We start from the raw sequence: 18,112 nt of genomic DNA on the forward strand, positions 1-18,112 counted from the left end.
ACAGGCCGGAGGCCCGGACGGCCCCCGCGCCCCGCATCGGTGCGGGTGCCGCAAACGCAGAAGGCCCGCTTTCGCGGGCCTTCCGGCATTGGTGAGAAGTATTCCCGGAGGGATTACTGCTTCACGGCCTCGACCTGGACGATGACCTTGATGTCCTTGGAGAAGCCGTACTGGATGCCGTAGTCGACGCCGAAGGCGGTGCGGTCGAAGGTGGTCTCGAAGTCGCCGCCGCAGACTTCGCGCTTGAGCATCGGGTTCTCGTAGCAGTTGAAGTTGGTGGCCGTCAGGGTCACCGGCGCGGTCTTGCCCTTGAGCGTCAGCTGGCCGGCCACCGTCGCGACCTTGTCACCCGAGAAGGTGAACTTGTCGCCGACGAACTTGGCCGTCGGGTTGTTGGCCACGTCGAAGAAGTCCTTGCTCTTCAGGTGCGTGTCGAACTGCGACGAGCCGGTGCTGATGCCGTTCATGTCGAAGGTGATCTCGACCTTGCCCGACTTGCCGGCCTTGTCGAACTGCACGGTGCCTTCCTTCTTCTCGAAGCGGCCGCGGTTGGTCGAGGTGCCGAAATGCTTGATCTCGAACGTGGCGTAGGTGTGCGTCGGGTCGATCGCGTAGGTCGCGGCTTCGGCTTGCGCCAGGCCGGTGACGGCGATCAGGGAGGCGAGCAGCAGGGCTTTCTTCATCATGGTGGTGGGTCCTTGTCGACCAGGGGTCGCAACAGTGGTGGAAACCGCGGCGGGTACCGCGGTGGAAAGGAACCGGGCGAAGGACCCGGACCGGTTGGAGAAATCAGGGGGGCCGCGATCCGCGGCGAGATCGGCTTACAGCGGCGCCATGCCGGTGATGGCCAGCTTGAACTTCACTTGCACGTCGTTGGCGACGATGGAGGTGTCCTTCCATTCGCCTTCGCCGATCTTGAAGTCCAGGCGCTTCATCGCGAAGCTGCCGGTCGCAGTCGTCGTGCCGCCGGCCTGCGCCAGCGCCACCGGCACGACCACGTCCTTGACCTGGCCCTTGATGCTGAGCTTGCCGGTGGCCTCGAACTTGCCGCCGCCCAGCGACTTCAGCGCCGTGCTCTGGAAGGTGGCGGTCGGGATCTTCTTGGTGTCGAACCAGTCGGGCTTGACCAGTTCCGCGTCGGTCGCGGCGTCACCGATGGTGGCGCTGCCCAGCTCGATCGACAGGGTCACCTTGCCGGCCGCCGCGTTCTTCGGATCGAAGGCCAGTTGGGCGTCGAATTTCTTGAAATGGCCGTCCACCGGCACGCCCATCTGGCGGAAGGTGAAGGCGATGTCGCTCTGCGCCGGCACCAGCTTGGGCGCGACCGTCGCGGCGGCCGCCGCAGGAGCGGCCGCCGGCTTGGTCTGCGCCATCGCCGGCGCGACCAGGAAGAGGGCGGCGCTCAGCACCGACAGCGCGGTGATCGAGAGATGGGTGGCCATGCGTGCGGTCATGAGGTCCTCTGCCAGTCTGTGAAGCGAATCTGTGAGCCGGGTCGGTCGGGTGACCGGGAGCCCGTGGGGGTCAGGTGTTGTTCGGGTCGCTCGTGTCGTTGCGGGCGATGCGCTCAGGCGCGGCCCGGGAGCATGCGCCGCAGCAGGCCGTCCTTGTCGAGGACCACATGCTTGACCACGGCGCCAAGGTGGGCAAGGACCAGCAGGCCCAGGCCGTAGGCGAAGAACTGGTGGACCTGCTTGAGCGATTCGGCGAGTTCCTTGTCCTTGCCGACGAAGTCCGGCAGCGGCAGCACGCCGAACCACACGATCGGGAAACCCGCGGCGGAGCTGTAGGCCCAGCCGCTCAGCGGCACCGCGAAGAACGCCGCGTACAGCAGCCAGTGCACCGCATGCGCGCCGAATTTCTGCCAGCCCGGCATCGGCAGGTCCGCCGGCGGACGGTGCGTGAGGCGCCACAGCAGCCGCAGCGCCGACAGCGCCAGGATGGTCACGCCGGCCCACTTGTGCCAGTTGAAGAGCTTCAGCCGCGTCATCGAGAAGGGCAGGTCGCTCATGTACCAGCCCACCGAGAAGGTGCCGATGATCGCAATGGCGAGCACCCAGTGGAAGAGCATCGCCAGGCCGTCGTACCGGGTCTTGCCCACGGGCGTGACGACGGCTCCCACCGGGGGCACCGGCGTCGCGGAGGACACCGGCGGCATCGGCCGGGCGGCCGAGGTCACGGCCACCGGGGGCGCGGCGGGATCGAGCGTCTCGGCGGGCAGCGTGGGCTGCTGGTCGGGGTCGTTGTTCTGGTTGTCGTGGGCAGTCATGTCGGGCTCGCGTCCTTGGGAAGACCTGGGGCGTCGGGAGGTCCGGAATGGGATGAAGTGTCAGCGTGGGCCGGACATCGTCGGTTCAGGGGAACTGAGGCCACTGTTCATCCAATTTGAATGGGGAGCCCGGTCACGCTTCACAGATCCGTCATGGGCGGGGTCGAGACTGGCGCCCGCTCCGTCCTTGGAGCGATGGCTGGGAGTTGCCATGGACCTGATCGCCAAGATCGAGGCGGTGTTTCACCGCCGCGGACACCTGCAGTACGGCGACGAGCGCCGGGAACCTGTCACCGCGCTGGAGCACGCGCTCCAATGCGCCCAGCTCGCCGAGTGGGCCCACGCGGAGCATAGCCTTGTAGTCGCCGCGCTGCTGCACGACATCGGGCAACTGATGGACGGTGGTTCTGCGGACCCTCTGCGGGACGACGAGCACGAGTTGACCGCGTTGCCGCTGCTGCGCGCCGGGGGCCTGGGCCCGGAAGTGGTAGAGCCGATCCGCCTGCATGTCGCTGCAAAGCGGTACCTGGTCAGCACCGATCCGGCCTACGGGCCGGGGCTGTCCGACGCCTCCCGCCACAGCCTCGCGCTGCAGGGCGGGCCCATGAATGCGGAGGAACGGCTGCTCTTCATGGCCCACCCGCAGGCGAGCGCCTCGCTGCAGCTGCGCCGCTGGGACGACCTCGCCAAGCGGCCGGGCATGCTCACGCCGCCGCTGGGGTACTACCTCGTGTTGCTGGAGGAACTGCTGCGGGACGCGCGCGCGCCGGAGCGGGTGCGCCTCGTGTAAAAGAATGTCTCCCTCTTGAGGGGGATATCGAAGCCCCCGGCCCCTTTGCATACTTAATCCCGATCGCGCGCTGCCTGGACCTCAGCGTCGTGATCAAGGGGAGGAGTGCTATGCCGACCTACCAAAGCCCGCAAGGGTGGCGGTGGTCGGCATAGTTTTATCTGCGTGGCGCAGAGCGAACGCTTGGGCGAGAACGGAATCGGCAAGATATATTGCCCGCCCAGAACAAGCTTTACACAACCCATGCAGTTCCCTTCGCGGCAGCGGCCAGGCGCTGCCTGTTCCGGTCATGCCGGGTGAACGCAGCGCCGAGCAGGCGAGCGTCGAGCTCGAACTGCTGCGTCTGATCGGCAAGCAGGGCCGTCGCGTCCCCTATCCGGTGAGCATCGCCGCGCTGATGATGGCGGTGATGGCGGCCAGCGTGATGTCGCCCTGGCTGGCGTACGGATGGCTGGCCGTGGTGTTCGCGGTGCTGGCGACGCGCTGGGCCGTGCTGGGCCGCCTGCCGGAGATGCAGGACCGCCCGCTCGGACAACGCATGGACTGGGCCGTGTGGCTGAGCCTGGCCAACGGGCTGGTCTTCAGCGCCTCGCTGATCGCGGCACCCCACCTGAGCGACTTCCAGCGCATGGTGCAGACCATCGTGCTGCTGGGCCTGTGCGCCGGCGCCGTCGCGACGACCGCCGGGCACCGCGTCGTGTTCCAGGTCTTCCTCTGGCCGGTGACGCTGGCCACCGCGCTGTCCTGGGGCCTGTTCCACCAGGTCGGCGCGGAACACCGCTGGCTGGACTGGGTGCTGTCGGCGCTGATCGTCTTCTTCGGACTGATCCTGACCGGACTGGCGCGCGATACCTACCGCGTCTTCGCCGAATCGGTGCTGATCCGCCTGCAGCAGAACAAGAGCAACCAGCAGCTGCGCCAGGCGCTGTCGCAGGCCGAATCCGCGATGGCGGCCAAGACACGTTTCCTCGCCTCCGCGAGCCACGACCTGCGCCAGCCGATGCACACGCTGTCGCTGTTCGGCGCGGCGCTGGACAAGCGGCCGCTGGACGACGAGGGCCGGGTCATCGTCACGCAGATGAACCTGGCGCTGCAGTCGCTGTCCTCGCAGATGGACGCGCTGCTGGACATCTCCAAGCTGGACGCCAACGTGGTGCCGGTGAACAACCAGGTCTTCGCGCTGCAGCCCTGGCTGGGCCGGCTGCAGCGGGAGTTCCAGCCCGCGGCGATGCGCAAGCACCTGCTGCTGCGGCTGGACTGTCCGCCGGAGGCCTGCGTCGAGAGCGACCCCGTGCTGCTGGAACGCGTGGTGCGCAACCTGATCGACAACGCGCTGAAGTACACGGCGCGCGGCGAGGTGGCGATCGAGGTCAACCGCGGCCAGGACGAGGAAGTCTGGCGGCTGTCGGTGCGCGACACCGGCATGGGCATCCCGGAGCACGAGCAGCAGCGCATCTTCGACGAGTTCTACCAGGTCGGGAATCCGGAGCGCGACCGCGCCAAGGGCCTGGGGCTGGGGCTGTCGATCGTGACGCGGCTGGTGGACCTGCTGGACCTGCATCTGGCGCTGCGCTCGACGCCGGGGCACGGGTCGAGCTTCATGCTGAACGTGACCGCGGCCGACATCGCGCTGGTGCGGCCCGGCTCGACGCCGACGCAGGGACCGGCGCTGCCGCCGATGCGCGTGCTCGTGATCGACGACGAGGAGCCGGTCCGGGTCGCGATGCATGCGCTGCTGACGGCGCACGGCTGCCAGGTGCTGCTGGCCGGCACCACGCGCGAAGGCCTGCTCAAGAGCATGGGTCAGCAGCCGGATCTGCTGCTGACGGATTTCCGCCTGCGCGGCGGCGAGGACGGCATCAGCGCGGTGCGTTCGCTGCGAAGCGCGTTCCCGGGACTGCCCGCCTTGATCGTGAGCGGCGACACTGCGCCCGAGCGTCTGCGCGAGGCCCACGAGGCGGGACTCACGCTGCTGCACAAACCCGTCACCGAGGAGCTGCTCATCAACGCGATGCAGGCCGCGCTGGCTGAATATCGCAGGGAGGGGTCCGATGTCTCGCCCGTTCGCGGAGGCGCCGAAAGCCCCGTCTGAGGTTGCGACGCCGTCCGGAACGGCGGACGACCCCTCGACCCCCGCGCCGTCGCCACCGCGACCCTCGGGCACGCGCTGGTTGTCGAGACCGCTGGAGGACTGGATGTCCGAGCGCCTGGCAGCGCCTGGATCCGACGCGACAGCCGGCCCGGCTTCCGGAGCGGCACCCGGCCCGGCAGCCGTGGACGTGCTGATCGTCGGCAGCGGCTACGGCGGCGCCGCGGCGGCGCACGCGTTCGCGGGACGGCGCGGCGACGACGGCCGGCGCCTGAACGTGGTCGTGCTCGAGCGCGGCCGCGAGTACCTGCCCGGCGCCTTCCCCAGCCGCTTCGCCGATCTGCCCGGACATGTGCGGCTCGCGCGTCCCGGCGCGGAGGCGCCCATGGGGCGCCGCGAGGGGCTCTTCGACCTGCGACTGGGCCCGGACGTCTGCGTGGCGCTCGCCAACGGCCTGGGCGGCGGCTCGCTGATCAATGCGGGCGTGATGGAGCGTCCCGATCCGTCGGTGTTCCGCGAGCCCGGCTGGCCGCAGGCCTTCCTGGACGAGGACATGACGCCGTGGTTCGAGCGCGCCGAGCGCTTGCTCGGTGTCCGCGACGAGGCCGGCCACAACACCATCGAGCGCCTGCGCACGAACGCCGGCTTCAAGCCGCGTCGCCTGGAGGCCTTGAAGGCACTGGCCCCGGCAGATGTACGCGCAGCGCGGATCCAGGTCGCCATGGACGCCAGGGCGCGCGGCGCCGCCGACTGGTCGCACCAGCCCTGCATCGCCTGCGGCGACTGCGCGACGGGCTGCAACCACGGGGCCAAGCAGTCGTTGGACACGGGCTTGCTGCTGCAGGCCTGGCGGCAGGGCGCCGAGCTGGTCTGCGGCGCGAGCGTCGAGACCCTCGCGATCGCGCCGGGTCTCGGCTGGCGCGTCACGCTGCAGCACACCGACGAGCTGCTGCGCCAGCGGCAGGGCGAGCCCTTCGAGGTGCTCGCGCGGCGCGTGGTCCTGGCGGCGGGCAGCCTGGGATCGACGGAGATCCTGATGCGCTCGCGGGACCGCGGGCTGCCGCTGTCGCGCCTGGTGGGGCAGGCGTTCTCGGCCAACGGCGACGTGATCGCGGTCGGCCACGAATGGCCTCGCGCGGTCCATGCGGTCGCCGACGAGGACCAGCCGCCCGCGACCCGGCAGGTGGGTCCGACGATCACCGGCGTGTGGGAGGCGGGTCCCGATCACGTCATCCAGGACATGGCGATTCCCGGCGCGTTGCGGACCCTCTTCGAGGAGAGCTTCGCGCTCGCCGCGACGCTGGATTCGCTGGCGCGTCCGAACGCCGGGCCGCACGAGGAGCGGGCCGACTTCGACGATCCCTTCGCCATCCGGCCGTCGGTGACCGAACGGCAGCTCCCGCTGGCGATCATCGGCCGCGACAGCGGCACCGGGCGGCTGGTGCGGCGTGAAGGCTTCGAGGAACCCGGCGGGCTGCAGGTCGACTGGCCCGGGGCGCGCGACGAGCCGGCGATCGTGCGCCGGCACGAGGCGCTGGAACGCTGCCTCCGTGCCCAGGGCGCGCGGCTGCTGCGCAATCCGCTGTGGCAGCTGCTGCCGCCGGAGATGGCCTTCCTCACCAACGACGCGCGCGGGCCGATGTTCAGCGTGCATCCGCTCGGCGGCTGCGCGATGGGCGATCGAGGCTCCGACGGCGTCGTCGATGCGATCGGCCGGGTGTTCTCCGGCGACGGCGACGCGGTGCACGACGGGCTGGTCGTGCTGGACGGCGCGATCGTGCCGGGCTCGCTCGCGATCAACCCCGCGTTGACGATCAGCGCGCTGGCGCAGCGGGCGCTGGATCGTTTGGCCGCGCTCTGGCGGCTCGATGCGCCGTCGCCGGTCGCGATACGCCGCGAGCCGGTGCGACCGGTCTTCCGCCCACCGACCGAGCCGGGCCCCGGCGACGCGACGGTCATCGAAGTGCGCGAGCGCCTCGGCGGCTTCGTGCGCTGGACCGGGGCGCCGGGCTCTCCGGTGAAGTACCTGGAACTCTGCGTCGTCTTCCGGCCCAAGGTCCTGGTCGAGCTGTTGAGACCCGGCCCCGAGCGGCGGCTGATCGTGGCGCCGGGTAGCCGGCTGCGTGTCTTCGAGACGCGCGAGCGGCGACCGGGATGCTTCGAGATCGTCGGCCCCCGGCCGGGGGACGGCCGCCTCTGGGCGCACGAGGAGCGCAGCGACGAGCAGGCGCTGTTCACCGCGCCGCTGGCGCAAGGCGATCTGACGCTGTTCCAGCGCGAGGATTCCGGATCGCTGCGGCGGCACCTGCGCGGCCTGTGGGCCTGGGCGATCAACCGGGGCGTGCGCGATTCCTGGCAGGGCCTGATCGACTGGGCGGGGCGGCGATCGCCGCCCAAGGCGCCGGGCGCGGCGCGTGCGGGACTGCGCGCGCGGGCCGTCAACGCCTGGCACCTCGCCGGGCACGCGGGGGAGGCGCGGGTGATGCGTTACCGGGTGCGCGTCGCTCCGGACGCGTCCCTGCCCGACTGGGCGGGCGGCTTGCACGACCATCCATTGAACGGCTGCAAGCGGATCAGCTACACGCGGCGCGGCAATCCCTGGACGCAGCTGAGCCGCATGACGGTGAGGCCGATCGCCGGCATGACGCCGCCGCCGGGCGCGCGGGACATCGTGCTGAGCCTGGACATGCACCACCTCGCCCGCGAGCGGATGCCGCTGCTACGCATCCGGCACGCGCGCGACATTCCCTCGGCGGCGCGCGACGTCGGCGCGCTGATGGCCTACATCGCGCGGATGACCATCGGCGTGCATGCCTGGACCTTCCGCAAGCCCGACGAGGCGCCGCCGCGGCTCATCTCGCGCCTGCCCGGCGCGGTGCCGGGACTGCCGGACCCCCTCGTGATGGAGATGGCCGCCGGCCGCTGGGGCGACGCGGGCGCGCAGCGTCAGGACCTCGACCGTCCGGCGCGGGACGACGACGACCGGCCTGTGCTGATCCGGCTCACGCGCTACGGCCGTCCGGGCGGCGAGCCGGTGCTGATGATCCACGGCTACAGCGCCAGCGGCACGACCTTCGCGCATCACTCGGTGCGGCCGGGTCCGGCCAAGCTGCTGTGGGACGCGGGTCACGACGTCTGGGTGCTGGACCTGCGCACCAGCGCCGGACTGCCGACGGCGACGCTGCCGTGGACCTTCGAGGAATCCGCGTTCAACGACATTCCGCTGGCCGTCGATCGGGTGCTGCGCGAGACCGGCCGCGCGCGGCTGAACGTCTTCGCGCACTGCATGGGCTCGGTGATGCTGCACATGGCGCTGCTGGAGCCGCGCGAGCAGCCGTGGGAGCGCCACTTCGCGCTGCGTGCGCTGCTCAAGGACAGGATCTCGAAGCTGGTGATCTCGCAGGTCACACCGCTGATGGTGATGTCGCCGACCAACAGCCTGCGGGGCGTGCTGATGCAGTACCTGCGGCCCTACCTGCCGCTGGACGGCTACGCGTTCCGGCCGGACGGGACGCCGACGCTGTTCGATCACCTGCTCGACCGGCTGCTGGCCAGCCTGCCGTATCCGGACGCGGAGTTCGACCTGGAGAACCCGCCGCCCTGGCCGCCGTGGCGGATGCGGCGCACGCCGTGGACGGCGACGCGGCATCGCATGGACCTGCTGTACGGACGCGACTTCGCGATCGGGAACGTCGATCGCGCCGTGTTCGATTTCATCGACGACCACTTCGGGCCGCTGAACATGGACACCGTTGCGCAGGCGATCCACTTTGCGCGCTGCCACGAGATCACCGACTGGCAGGGGGCGAGCATCTACCTCGACAGCCTCGCGAAGAGCCTGGCGCTGCTGAAGGCTTTCCCGGTGCTCTCATTGCACGGCGAAGACAACGGGCTGTGCAGCGCCGACAGCGCCGAGTTGCTGAAGGACTACTACGACCAGGCCGCGCCGGGGCGTTATCGCTACCGGCTGATCGCGGGCCACGGACACCAGGACTGCCTGATCGGACGCCACGTCGCGACGCAGGTGTTCCCTCACGTGCTGGCGTTCCTGGCCGAGGAGTCGTCGCCATGAGCGTGCTGCTGAGCGCGACCCGTCGCGGCGCGGCCGCCACCGCGTTGCTGATCGGCGCGGAGGCGCCCGGACATCGCGTCGAACGCGCGGCGCCGGAGGCCGGCCGCGTGCCGCTGCTGACGGCGCTGCGGCCGGAGCGCGGCTGGCCGCACTGGGTGCTGTGGGTGCCCATGCGATGGCGTGGCGGATGGAACTACGAGCAACTGCCGCTGCCGTGGCGGATCGAATCCTTCGTGCCGCCGGGTGTGGGGCAGCCGGGCGCGCCGTGGCGGATCTCGCAGGCCGTGGAGGCGTTCCCTCAGCCGGCGCGTGTGCCGCCTGACATCGATGAAGTCGGGGATTCCGGTGGTGTCGATCTCGATGCCGATGTCGTCGATGAAAGCGCCGTCGACATGCACGGGCTGCTCCTGGTGGCGTTGTATCTCGAACCGCGCGCGCTCGCCATGGAAGGCGCGCATCGCGGCGTGATGCACGAACTCGGCGACGAGGAACTGCAGGCGCAGGTCGACGGTGCGCTCGAACAGCTCTTCGAGCTGCCGCCGCATCGCTGGGCGCATGGCTTCGTGCCGTCGCCGGACGAGTCCGGGACCGATCGGCATGACGAGCGCCCTGGCGAGGGCGTGTGCTTCGCGCTCGCGGCGTGCCAGTACCCGCCGGGGTTGCTCGATGTGAGCCCGGGCTGGGAGCTCGACGCTTCGCAAGCGGGGCCGGGACTGGCGTCGCTCGCGCGCCTGCATCGATTCACGCGATCGACGGCGCGGGGGCGGGCGTGCTCGCTGGTGCTGTTCGCCGGCGACCAGATCTATGCGGATGCCAGCGGCGGATTGGCCGACTCGCGCAGCGGCATCGAGCGATACGCCCGCGGCTACGGCGAGTTCAAGGCAGGCCCGGCGCGACTGCTGCCGCCGACGGTGGCGCGGGTCGTTCATGGAATCGACGACCACGAGATCGTCGACAACTGGGAGCCCAGCCCGGGCGCGAGTCACGACGGCAATGGCCCGTGGTTCGACGTTGCGCGGCAGGCGGCTTGGCATCACCGATGGGAAGCGGGTGCGCGGGTCGGCGGGCCTGGACTGCTGTGGCACGACTTCGACTGGCGTGGTGCCGCGTTCTTCATCGCCGACGCGCGCTGCGAACGCGAGTCGCGACGCGTCGCGAACTGGTCGAGCGCGCGGCTGTGGTCGACCTCGCAACGCGATGCCTTCGGCGACTGGCTGTCGCGCAGCGCGGACCGACCGAAGTTCGTGCTGAGCGGCTCATTGCCGCTGCCGCGGCGTCGGACCACGGTGGAGCATGCGGCGAGCTGCCTGCGCTCCGACGCGTGGGACGGCTACCCGCACAGCCTGCATGAGCTGCTGGGCGCGGTGTGGCACCACCAGGCCTCGGGTCTGGTGTTTCTCTCAGGCGACGAACATCGCTCGGGCTGGGTGAGCGCGGAGATCTCCGCCGTCGATGGCGACGACAGCGAAGATCGCACGCCGGTGCGTATCCACTCGGTTCACAGCTCGGCGCTCTATGCGCCGTGGCCGTTCGCGATCACGGTGGTCGAGGAACTCGCCGCGCCCGACGTCTTCGAGTTCGACGGCCCCGATGGCCGCCGCCTGAGATGCGTGGTCAGCGCGTGGTCGGACCACCCGGGCGACGGCTTTGCGGTCTTGCGCGTGCGAGGCTCGGACATCGAGCTCTGGTTTGACCGATCGGGTCAAAAATCGGAGGTGCCGGATGGGGTGTTGTCATCCGGAAATCTTGACGCGTGAGGCAGCGCGCACCTAGACTTCAAACCTTCAAGATCTACCCTTCTGCAGAGTGAAAGAGGTAGTGCCGCCCGAGCAATCGGGTCCCAGCTGGAATGGGAGTTCGCGGTAACGCGATAGAGAGCTTTGCGTGCGACGGCCACCTTCGGGTGGCCGTCAGTTTTTGTACCCGCCGCAGCTTCAGGCCTTCAACTGTTGGCGGGTGCAAGTCGCCCTGAGCAGCGTTGCGAAGCTGATCCTCCGCCCTTTGATCAGCCGCGGTTCCAGCGACTCCTTGCTGTAAGCCGATTGCACCTTCAGTAGCAATCGACGTTTGCGCTTCGGGTCACGACTGACGTCAAAGAACATCACGTAGTGTTGGCGAGGCGATGAAGGGTCGTCGTCGACCGACTCCGTCGTGATGAAGTTTTGTGGCAGGTCGCGGGCGAATCGGATCAAGCGCTGTGGCAATTCATGGATCAATCGAGGCAGGTACTTCAACGACAGTGCATGGCGCTGCTCGCAGAGCACACGGATGTCCTGCCCGTCATTAAAGAGTTCTCCCCTGGGAATCGTCTTCAGGGGCCTGCCGTCCCATTTGAGCGATCGCGTGAAGCAGTGGCTTGAGAAGTGGACCACCACGACGATGTCGTAGCCCAGACCTGGGTCAATGAGAAATGCAAACGGATCCAGATGACGCATGTCCCACGGTTGTCCGCATCGGGCGACTACGCGACGTCGATGGGCTGGAGCGACTGCTTCCAGATGCTCGGCGATGGGGATCTGGGTAATGACGGCGTTTGCAGAAGCGGTGCCTCGATCGTTCTGCGGGAGCGGGATATGCATGACAGGAGTGCCCTCGACATTGAGAGGGCAGTCATGTTTCCGACTCGATTCCGCTCGCGCCTTGCGCCGCGTCAACGATTCCGTTGGTCAAGCAGAACTTGCGATGTCTGTCGCCAGGCGGCGACCGTCGATGAGTAGGGATGGCGCGCCTGATGACTGGTTCATGCCAGTCGCTGCCCAATGTGGCAGTACCGGGCGAACCCCGCATGCGACGGCCACCTTCGGGTGGCCGTCTGTCTTTCTCGGGTCCATTGGCCTGGCGCGTCGACGTCCGCCGACGCGCCCGATGCTCAACTGCTCACGCAGGTGAAGCTGGCGGCCTGATTGGGATCGGCCGGTGCGCCGTTGTACTTCGGCCAGGTCGGATAGCGGCAGAGCGGCCGGTTGGCCGTGCCGGCGGGCGAGAGGTCCGAGGCGGCCTTGGTCTGGCTGTTGCCGGCGACGATCTTGTCCGCCGGGTCGATGCCCTTCTCATACCAGTCCGACAGGATGCCCAGGCTGTCGAACACCGGGATGAACGGTCCGGTGTCGCCGTGGCCGTTGCCCGGGATCAGGTAGAAGCGGACCGACGCATCGATCTTCGCCTGACCGTACTTGGCCACCAGCGCCTGGTAGTACTCGACCGACGAGTCGGTGCTCACCACCTCGTCCGCTGTCCCGTGGGTCCAGACGATGCGACCGCCGCGCGCGAAGAACCGGTCGAGGTCGGTGCTCGCCGCGTCGGTCTGCGTCGACACCTCGATGATGCGCGACTGCCAGCTGCCCGGGTTCGCCGGGTCCACGCTGGTGGTGTTGAACGCGGCGTCGCGGGTGATGAAGAACTTCATCCACTGGTCGCCGGTCAGGTAGGCGTTGGGCGAGTTCGCCTTCGTGCCGGAGGTCACCGCCAGATAGTTCGGCGCCTGCGGACCGGTGCCGTTGGGTCCGAAGTTCCGCGAGCTCGAATAGGGCGGTCCGAACACCATCCCCGCCATCAGGTTGTAGCCGCCGTAGCGCGTCACGTTGTTGGCCAGCGGATAGCTCAGCTGCAGCGGACTCGACATCGCGCGCACCGTCGCGATCTGCGGGTCGGAGAGGCAGGTGTCGCCGGCGTCGGTGCCGTTGGGGCAGCGCAGGCTGGACAGCGTGGCATCGGCGCGCGCCTTGCAGGCCGGGAGGTTGGCGATGAGCCCGTCCTGCACGCCGTCCAGCGTGTCGCAGGACGCCATCACCGCGTTCAGCAGCAGCGAGGTCTTGGCGGGATTCAGCCAGCCCGCGCCGCCGTTCTGGAAGATCGAGCGACCCAGCTGGATGTTGGACAGCCGCAGGCCGGTGTAGTTCAGCGCCGGGCGGTTGATGAAGATCGCGTCGTAGCTGTCGGGCCAGTTCTGCGCCGCCGACAGGGCATCGCGGCCGCCCGTCGAGCTGCCGATGAAGTAGCTCTTCAGCGGACCGTCGACCTGGTACAGGCTGCGCACCAGCAGCCGGGCCACGTCCTGCGTCTTCTTCAGGCTCTGGCGGCCGTAGTTGCGCAGCGCCTCGTCGCTGGTGGCGAAGGAGCCGTTGGTGATGCCGCCGACATGGCCGGAGTCATCGCCCAGGGTCACGTAGCCGCGCGTGAGCGGCGTCGGGGTGTCGTTGCCGGCGAAGTTGGTCGGGTCCAGGCCGGTGATCAGCACGCCGTCGAAGCCGCCGCCGCCGTACTGGAGCATCTTGCCGTTCCAGGTCGCGGGCAGGTTGACCTCGAAGTTGATGACGGGCGCCGTCGGGTCGACCGGCTTGATGCGGCCGAGCACCTTGCAGAAGCTGCCGTTGAGGTTGCCCGCCGCGTCCGCGGCGACCATCGTCGCGGAGGCGATCTCCGCCCCGGTGGACGGCAGGCTGATCTGCGCGGCGGTCGCCGTGAAAGTGGCGGCCGCGCTGCACGACTGTGCGGTGATCACCGCGGGCTTGAACGGCGGCGTGACATCGACGTTGTCATCGCCGCTGCCGCAGGCGGACAACAGCAGCGCCAAAGTCACCGGCGTCGCGGCAAAAAGGGCGGAAAGGGCGGGAAGGGGCCTGACCTGACGGTCCGGCGCTCTCGAAACTGGCATGGAGGTCTCCGGTTCTTGTTCCCGTGGAGGACACGGGTGAGCCCATCGTGGGCAGCGACGGCGGAGACGTCAAATATCTCGAAATAGGAATCTGCATACGTAATTCATATGGACATCGCTGTTCGCCCGATTGGGTGACTGCCGCCGCGGAAGGGGCGCCGTTCTTCACATGCGACACTGCCGGATGAACGAAATCGAGCTGCGTTTCCAGATCCCCGAATCGCAATGGCCCGCCGTGCGCCGCTGGGTGGCGGGGACCGGCAAGTCCGTCGCGACCGAGGAGCGCCTGCAGGCCTCGTACTTCGACACGCCCGAACGCGACCTGGCGCGCGCCGGCTTCGCGCTGAGGCTGCGCCGCGAGGGCGAGGTCTGGGTGCAGACGCTCAAGGGTGCCGCGCCGGACGGCATGACGCGCCTCGAACACAACGTTCCGCTGGGCGCGGACATCCCCCAGCTCGACGTCGCGCGCCACGCCGACCATCCCGCCGGGCAGGCGCTCCAGGCCCTGCTCGCCGAGCTGCCGGAGGGGGCCCTGCAGGCGCTGTTCCGCACCGACATCACCCGGCTCACGCGCCCGCTGCGGACGCCGCACGGCACGGTCGAACTCGCCCTCGACCGCGGCGCGCTGCTCGCCGGCGAGGGCGACACGCTGCGCAGCACGCCGGTCGCCGAACTCGAGATCGAACTGAAGAGCGGCGAAGCCCGCGCCGTGCTTGAAACCGCGCGGTCCTGGGCCATCGAACGCTTCGGGCTGTCGCTGGAACTGCGCACCAAGGCGCTGCGCGGCGACCTGCTCGCACGCCAGCTCGACTGCGCGCCGGTCGCCGGGTCCCATGCGATCCACTGGACCGGCGACATGACGCGCGACGACGCGCTCCACGTGCTGCTGCGCGACTGCCTGGAGCCGGTCGTCGGCAACGCCTCGCAGATCGCGAGCGGACGGCATCGTCCCGAGCATCTGCACCAGATGCGCGTCGGCCTGCGCCGCCTGCGCGCCGGTCTGCGGCTGCTGGCGGCGGACGACGACGTCGCGCTGCACGCGCTCGCCGACGGCGCCGGACAACTGTCGCGCCGGCTCACCGCCGCGCGCGACGCCGATGCCCAGGCCGAGGCCGGCTGGCGCCTGGCGATGCTCGCGGCCTGGCGCGTCGAGCGCCCGTCCGCTGCATCCGCTGCGTCCGATCTGCCGCCCGCGACGCCCATCGATGTCGCCGCACTGCTCCTCACGCCGGAAGTCCAGGGCTGGATGCTCGCGATCATCGGCTGGCTCGCGCGCCCCGCACCGGACCACGCGCCCGAGGAAGAGCAAGGCCTGACCCTGGTCCACCGGCACGTCGCGCAGTGGCGCGCCGCGACGGACAAGCAGGTCAAACGTTTCGAGCGTCTCGATGTCGAAGGACGCCATCACCTGCGCCGGCGCCTCAGACGCCTGCGGCTCGCCATGGAACTGACCTTCGCGGTGCCCGGCGGCGCCGATGGGGACAAGCTCTCCAGGAAGGAGATCGAGGCGCGGGCCCGTCAACTCGCGCGCGTCCACGAGGCGGCGCAACGGCTGGGCGCACTGAACGATCTGGAAGTCGGACTTGCGCAGGCGCGCGAGCAACTCGCCCTGGCCATGGCCCGCGGCGATGTCCCGGCGGCGGCGCAGGCCGGCTTCTCGCTGGGATGGCTGAGGCCGCGCCAGAAGCAGGCGCTGGCGAAGGCGGCCAAGGCCGTGAAGGCCGTGAAGGCCGTGAAGGGCCTGGCGGCGGGGAATGCCTCGAAGCGCGCCAAGCCCGCCAAGTCCGCCAAGGGCCGCAAGCCCGACTGAAGCGTCACTCGCGAGCCGGACTGAAGCGCTTCGGCCGACTGACTTCACTGAGGAGCGCGCTCACCGCCTCCTGCCGAGGTGGCAGGGCGCACCCGCTCATTCAAGTCACTGCGAGGCCCGCATGCCGCTGATCCATTCCCTGCCGTTCACCGAACTTCCTCCGCGTCCCGGCGACGATGTCCCGGACCGCGCCCGGATCCCCGGGCTGCTCGCCCTCGCGGTCGATCCGGACCGGCTTCGCGAGACGCAGGCGCTTGCCGCCAGAAGATTCCTGGACCCCGACGGCGAGGTCTATCCCGCCGACGGTTGCGCCCTCCTGCTGACCTTGCTGATGCGGGAGGCGGGCTTCGAGCTCCAGGAGCGGTGCTGGGCGATCGACGTCCCGGCGATGCTGCTCGCGCGCGGCTGGGTCGAGGTGTCTCCCGGCGACCAGCGCGCCGGCGATATCGGCAGCACCTGCCGCGAGCAGACGCATCACGGCGAGGACCATGTCTTCCTGGTCGTCCGCTGCGTCAACCAGGACGAGATGATCGTCGTCGACAACCAGGCCGCCTACCCGCACTTCCGATGGACGAACGGCCAGGACGGCAAAACGCCGGCGGCGATGTTCTATCGCGCGCCGGCGTCGGTCTCGGACTGAGAGGGCTGGAAGAACGGCGGCGTCAGGCGTCGCCGCCGAGATGACGCGCCGCGCCCAGCATCTCGTGGACGTCGTGCGTCATCACCGCCAGGAAGGCGGCCAGGCCGATGTAGTACGCCGCGTACTCCCACTTCACGCGGGTCGGCACGGCGTAATAGGTCTGCGCCTCTTCGCTGTCGGCGCGGTACTTCCACGCCTTCATCAGCTGCGGCGCGGCCAGGAAGGCGATCAGCAGCAGCATCGGGCTGGGTCGGTAAAGGAACAACCCGACCAGCACCGGCACGCCCGCGAACCAGATACGCGGCGACAGCACCGCCGTGATCCGGCCGCCGTCGAACGGCGACATCGGGATCAGGTTGAACAGGTTCAGGAAGAAGCCCGCGTACGACACCGCCAGCAGCCAGTCCAGGTTCCAGCTGCGCGCCAGGAGGTAGCAGACGGTCGCGCCCACCGTGCCCAGCAGCGGACCGCCCAGCCCGATGTAGGCCTCCGTCTGCGCGTCGTGGGGCATCTCCTTGAGCTCGATCCACGCCCCGACGAAGGGGATGAAGGTCGGCAGGCCGACGTTCAGGCCCTTCTGGCGCGCGGCGACGTAGTGGCCCATCTCGTGCACGAACAGCAGCACGATGAAGCCCACCGCATAGCGCCAGCCGTAGACCCACGCGTACAGCAGCACCGACAGCAGCATCGTGCCCCCGCTGAGCAGCAGCTTGCTCAGCTTGACGCCCGAGAACAGCAGGAACAGCAGCTTGGTCATCGGCTCAGGACTCCGCGGACTCGCTCTTCTTGCGGCCGAAGAACTTCATGATGGCGCCGCCGAAACCGACGACGGCCAGCAGGATGATCTTCGCGAACTTCAGGAAGAACGCGCCGATCACTGCCAGCAGGCCCAGCTTCTTCGCGCCCACGCCCAGCACCAGCGCGGCCAGGCCGTACTCGGCGACCTTGTCGGTGCTGCTGTTGAAGTCGGCGTAGCGCTTGCCGTCGTTGAACTCCAGCGCGCCCAGCAGCTGCTGCGCGTCGCCCTTGTACTTGGGCAGTTCGTCCAGGCCGGTGACCAGGTTCAGGCTCATGTAGCCTTCGCGGCCCAGGGCGTAGGTGTTGTAGTTGACGCCTTGCGGCTCGTTGGCCGGTGCGCCGACCTCGCGCGACTTCATCGCCCACACCAGGCGGTGCGAGTCCGCCGCGTAGGTCGGTTCCTGCGCCCAGCCGGTGATCTCCAGCGCGCGGCCGCCCATCTTCTTGCGCTCGTCGTTGCTGGCCTCGGTGCCTTCCTTGAAGCTCTTCAGCATGTCCGCCGAGTCCCAGTGCTTCGCGTCGTCGTCCTTGATGTAGCCGGACTTCTCGAAGCGCAGCGTCGCGAACCAGTCGGCGTCGCCGCGCGGGAACACCACGCCTTCCAGATCGCTGTAGTCGCCGGGATTGCCCATCGCGCGCATCAGCTTGGCTGCATGCGGCTGCGGCACGTACACCTTGCCTTCGGGCAGATGCAGCACGGCCTGGCTGGACAGCTTCACGTCCTGCGGCCCCTTCACGATGTCGTTCTGCGCGGCGACGAGCACCTTGGCGAACTCGTTCTCGCCGGACTGCGCCGAGGCCGGGCCGGTCGCGACGAACATTGCGCCGAACAACGCGAAGGTGAGGGCTCGCAGGGTGCGAGCGAAGGGGGTGGTGGTCATGGGATTCCCTCGAAACGGTAGGTCGAACCTGGCCTCTGACGGGCCGAAGGGTGCGAGTCTATCGATGTGAGTCGTCGGGAAATCCGCACTTCCCCCATCCGGGGGCATG

General features: G+C 69.1%; 13 protein-coding genes. 6 read left to right on the forward strand and 7 right to left on the reverse strand.

Annotated features, from left to right (window positions below; all coding sequences use genetic code 11):
- Positions 1–113 precede the first annotated feature (113 nt).
- From ACQZ13_RS02785 to ACQZ13_RS02795, 3 genes are all read right to left on the reverse strand, one after another.
- Positions 114–683, reverse strand: a complete 570-nt coding sequence (locus ACQZ13_RS02785; RefSeq protein ID WP_088407733.1) for a YceI family protein — start codon at positions 681–683, stop codon at positions 114–116.
- A gap of 138 nt (positions 684–821) precedes the next feature.
- Positions 822–1,454 carry a YceI family protein gene (locus tag ACQZ13_RS02790; protein WP_431049771.1) on the reverse strand — a complete coding sequence of 211 codons (633 nt, stop codon included), beginning with the start codon at positions 1,452–1,454 and terminating at the stop codon, positions 822–824.
- 113 nt (positions 1,455–1,567) lie between these two features.
- Positions 1,568–2,158 (reverse strand): cytochrome b, encoded by a 591-nt coding sequence (locus ACQZ13_RS02795; protein WP_431053105.1) that lies wholly within the window; start codon positions 2,156–2,158, stop codon positions 1,568–1,570.
- Positions 2,159–2,480: 322 nt separating this feature from the next.
- Here ACQZ13_RS02795 and ACQZ13_RS02800 point away from each other — a divergent pair, with 322 nt between their 5' ends.
- The 4 genes from ACQZ13_RS02800 (at position 2,481) to ACQZ13_RS02815 (ending at position 10,977) form a co-directional block, all read left to right on the forward strand.
- Positions 2,481–3,059: an HD domain-containing protein gene (locus tag ACQZ13_RS02800; protein WP_431049772.1), complete on the forward strand. Its 579-nt coding sequence runs from the start codon at positions 2,481–2,483 to the stop codon at positions 3,057–3,059.
- A gap of 289 nt (positions 3,060–3,348) precedes the next feature.
- Positions 3,349–5,151: an ATP-binding response regulator gene (locus ACQZ13_RS02805; protein ID WP_431049773.1), complete on the forward strand. Its 1,803-nt coding sequence runs from the start codon at positions 3,349–3,351 to the stop codon at positions 5,149–5,151.
- Between the two features lie 103 nt (positions 5,152–5,254).
- A complete protein-coding gene (locus tag ACQZ13_RS02810; protein WP_431049774.1) occupies positions 5,255–9,220 on the forward strand; it encodes an alpha/beta fold hydrolase in 3,966 nt (1,321 codons plus the stop codon).
- A complete protein-coding gene (locus ACQZ13_RS02815) occupies positions 9,217–10,977 on the forward strand; it encodes an alkaline phosphatase D family protein (RefSeq protein WP_431049775.1) in 1,761 nt (586 codons plus the stop codon). The genes ACQZ13_RS02810 and ACQZ13_RS02815 overlap by 4 nt, the downstream gene beginning before the upstream one ends.
- A gap of 177 nt (positions 10,978–11,154) precedes the next feature.
- Here the strand turns inward: ACQZ13_RS02815 and ACQZ13_RS02820 are convergent, their stop codons facing one another.
- Together ACQZ13_RS02820 and ACQZ13_RS02825 are read right to left on the reverse strand one after the other, a co-directional pair.
- Positions 11,155–11,799, reverse strand: a complete 645-nt coding sequence (locus tag ACQZ13_RS02820; protein WP_431049776.1) for a hypothetical protein — start codon at positions 11,797–11,799, stop codon at positions 11,155–11,157.
- A 290-nt stretch (positions 11,800–12,089) separates the two neighbouring features.
- On the reverse strand, positions 12,090–13,874 hold the full coding sequence (locus ACQZ13_RS02825) for a tannase/feruloyl esterase family alpha/beta hydrolase (protein ID WP_431049777.1): 1,785 nt from the start codon (positions 13,872–13,874) through the stop codon (positions 12,090–12,092).
- 184 nt (positions 13,875–14,058) lie between these two features.
- Between ACQZ13_RS02825 and ACQZ13_RS02830 the strand changes: the two genes are divergently transcribed.
- Positions 14,059–15,684, forward strand: coding sequence for a CYTH domain-containing protein (locus tag ACQZ13_RS02830; RefSeq protein WP_431049778.1), 1,626 nt, complete (start codon positions 14,059–14,061; stop codon positions 15,682–15,684).
- Between the two features lie 121 nt (positions 15,685–15,805).
- Positions 15,806–16,324 (forward strand): hypothetical protein, encoded by a 519-nt coding sequence (locus ACQZ13_RS02835; RefSeq protein WP_431049779.1) that lies wholly within the window; start codon positions 15,806–15,808, stop codon positions 16,322–16,324.
- Positions 16,325–16,346: 22 nt separating this feature from the next.
- On the opposite strand, the gene ACQZ13_RS02840 is transcribed toward ACQZ13_RS02835, so the two are convergent.
- Together ACQZ13_RS02840 and ACQZ13_RS02845 are read right to left on the reverse strand one after the other, a co-directional pair.
- On the reverse strand, positions 16,347–17,081 hold the full coding sequence (locus ACQZ13_RS02840) for a site-2 protease family protein (protein WP_431049780.1): 735 nt from the start codon (positions 17,079–17,081) through the stop codon (positions 16,347–16,349).
- Between the two features lie 4 nt (positions 17,082–17,085).
- The gene (locus ACQZ13_RS02845; protein WP_431049781.1) at positions 17,086–18,003 is read right to left on the reverse strand and encodes a DUF2167 domain-containing protein; all 918 of its coding nucleotides are present in this window, start codon (positions 18,001–18,003) and stop codon (positions 17,086–17,088) included.
- Between the last annotated feature and the right edge of the window lie 109 nt (positions 18,004–18,112).

The organism is Roseateles sp. L2-2 (assembly GCF_050613215.1).
In the GTDB taxonomy this organism is placed as follows: Bacteria; Pseudomonadota; Gammaproteobacteria; order Burkholderiales; family Burkholderiaceae_C; genus Roseateles; species Roseateles noduli.

Bases quoted from the DNA above. Each gene is read 5' to 3' on its own strand.
- ACQZ13_RS02820 (WP_431049776.1), bottom strand. From the start codon at position 11,799: ATGCATATCCCGCTCCCGCAGAACGATCGAGGCACCGCTTCTGCAAAC.
- ACQZ13_RS02825 (WP_431049777.1), bottom strand. From the start codon at position 13,874: ATGCCAGTTTCGAGAGCGCCGGACCGTCAGGTCAGGCCCCTTCCCGCC.
- ACQZ13_RS02810 (WP_431049774.1), top strand. From the start codon at position 5,255: ATGTCCGAGCGCCTGGCAGCGCCTGGATCCGACGCGACAGCCGGCCCG.
- ACQZ13_RS02805 (WP_431049773.1), top strand. From the start codon at position 3,349: ATGCCGGGTGAACGCAGCGCCGAGCAGGCGAGCGTCGAGCTCGAACTG.
- ACQZ13_RS02845 (WP_431049781.1), bottom strand. From the start codon at position 18,003: ATGACCACCACCCCCTTCGCTCGCACCCTGCGAGCCCTCACCTTCGCG.
- ACQZ13_RS02795 (WP_431053105.1), bottom strand. From the start codon at position 2,158: ATGCCGCCGGTGTCCTCCGCGACGCCGGTGCCCCCGGTGGGAGCCGTC.
- ACQZ13_RS02835 (WP_431049779.1), top strand. From the start codon at position 15,806: ATGCCGCTGATCCATTCCCTGCCGTTCACCGAACTTCCTCCGCGTCCC.
- ACQZ13_RS02815 (WP_431049775.1), top strand. From the start codon at position 9,217: ATGAGCGTGCTGCTGAGCGCGACCCGTCGCGGCGCGGCCGCCACCGCG.
- ACQZ13_RS02785 (WP_088407733.1), bottom strand. From the start codon at position 683: ATGAAGAAAGCCCTGCTGCTCGCCTCCCTGATCGCCGTCACCGGCCTG.
- ACQZ13_RS02830 (WP_431049778.1), top strand. From the start codon at position 14,059: ATGAACGAAATCGAGCTGCGTTTCCAGATCCCCGAATCGCAATGGCCC.
- ACQZ13_RS02840 (WP_431049780.1), bottom strand. From the start codon at position 17,081: ATGACCAAGCTGCTGTTCCTGCTGTTCTCGGGCGTCAAGCTGAGCAAG.
- ACQZ13_RS02790 (WP_431049771.1), bottom strand. From the start codon at position 1,454: ATGACCGCACGCATGGCCACCCATCTCTCGATCACCGCGCTGTCGGTG.
- ACQZ13_RS02800 (WP_431049772.1), top strand. From the start codon at position 2,481: ATGGACCTGATCGCCAAGATCGAGGCGGTGTTTCACCGCCGCGGACAC.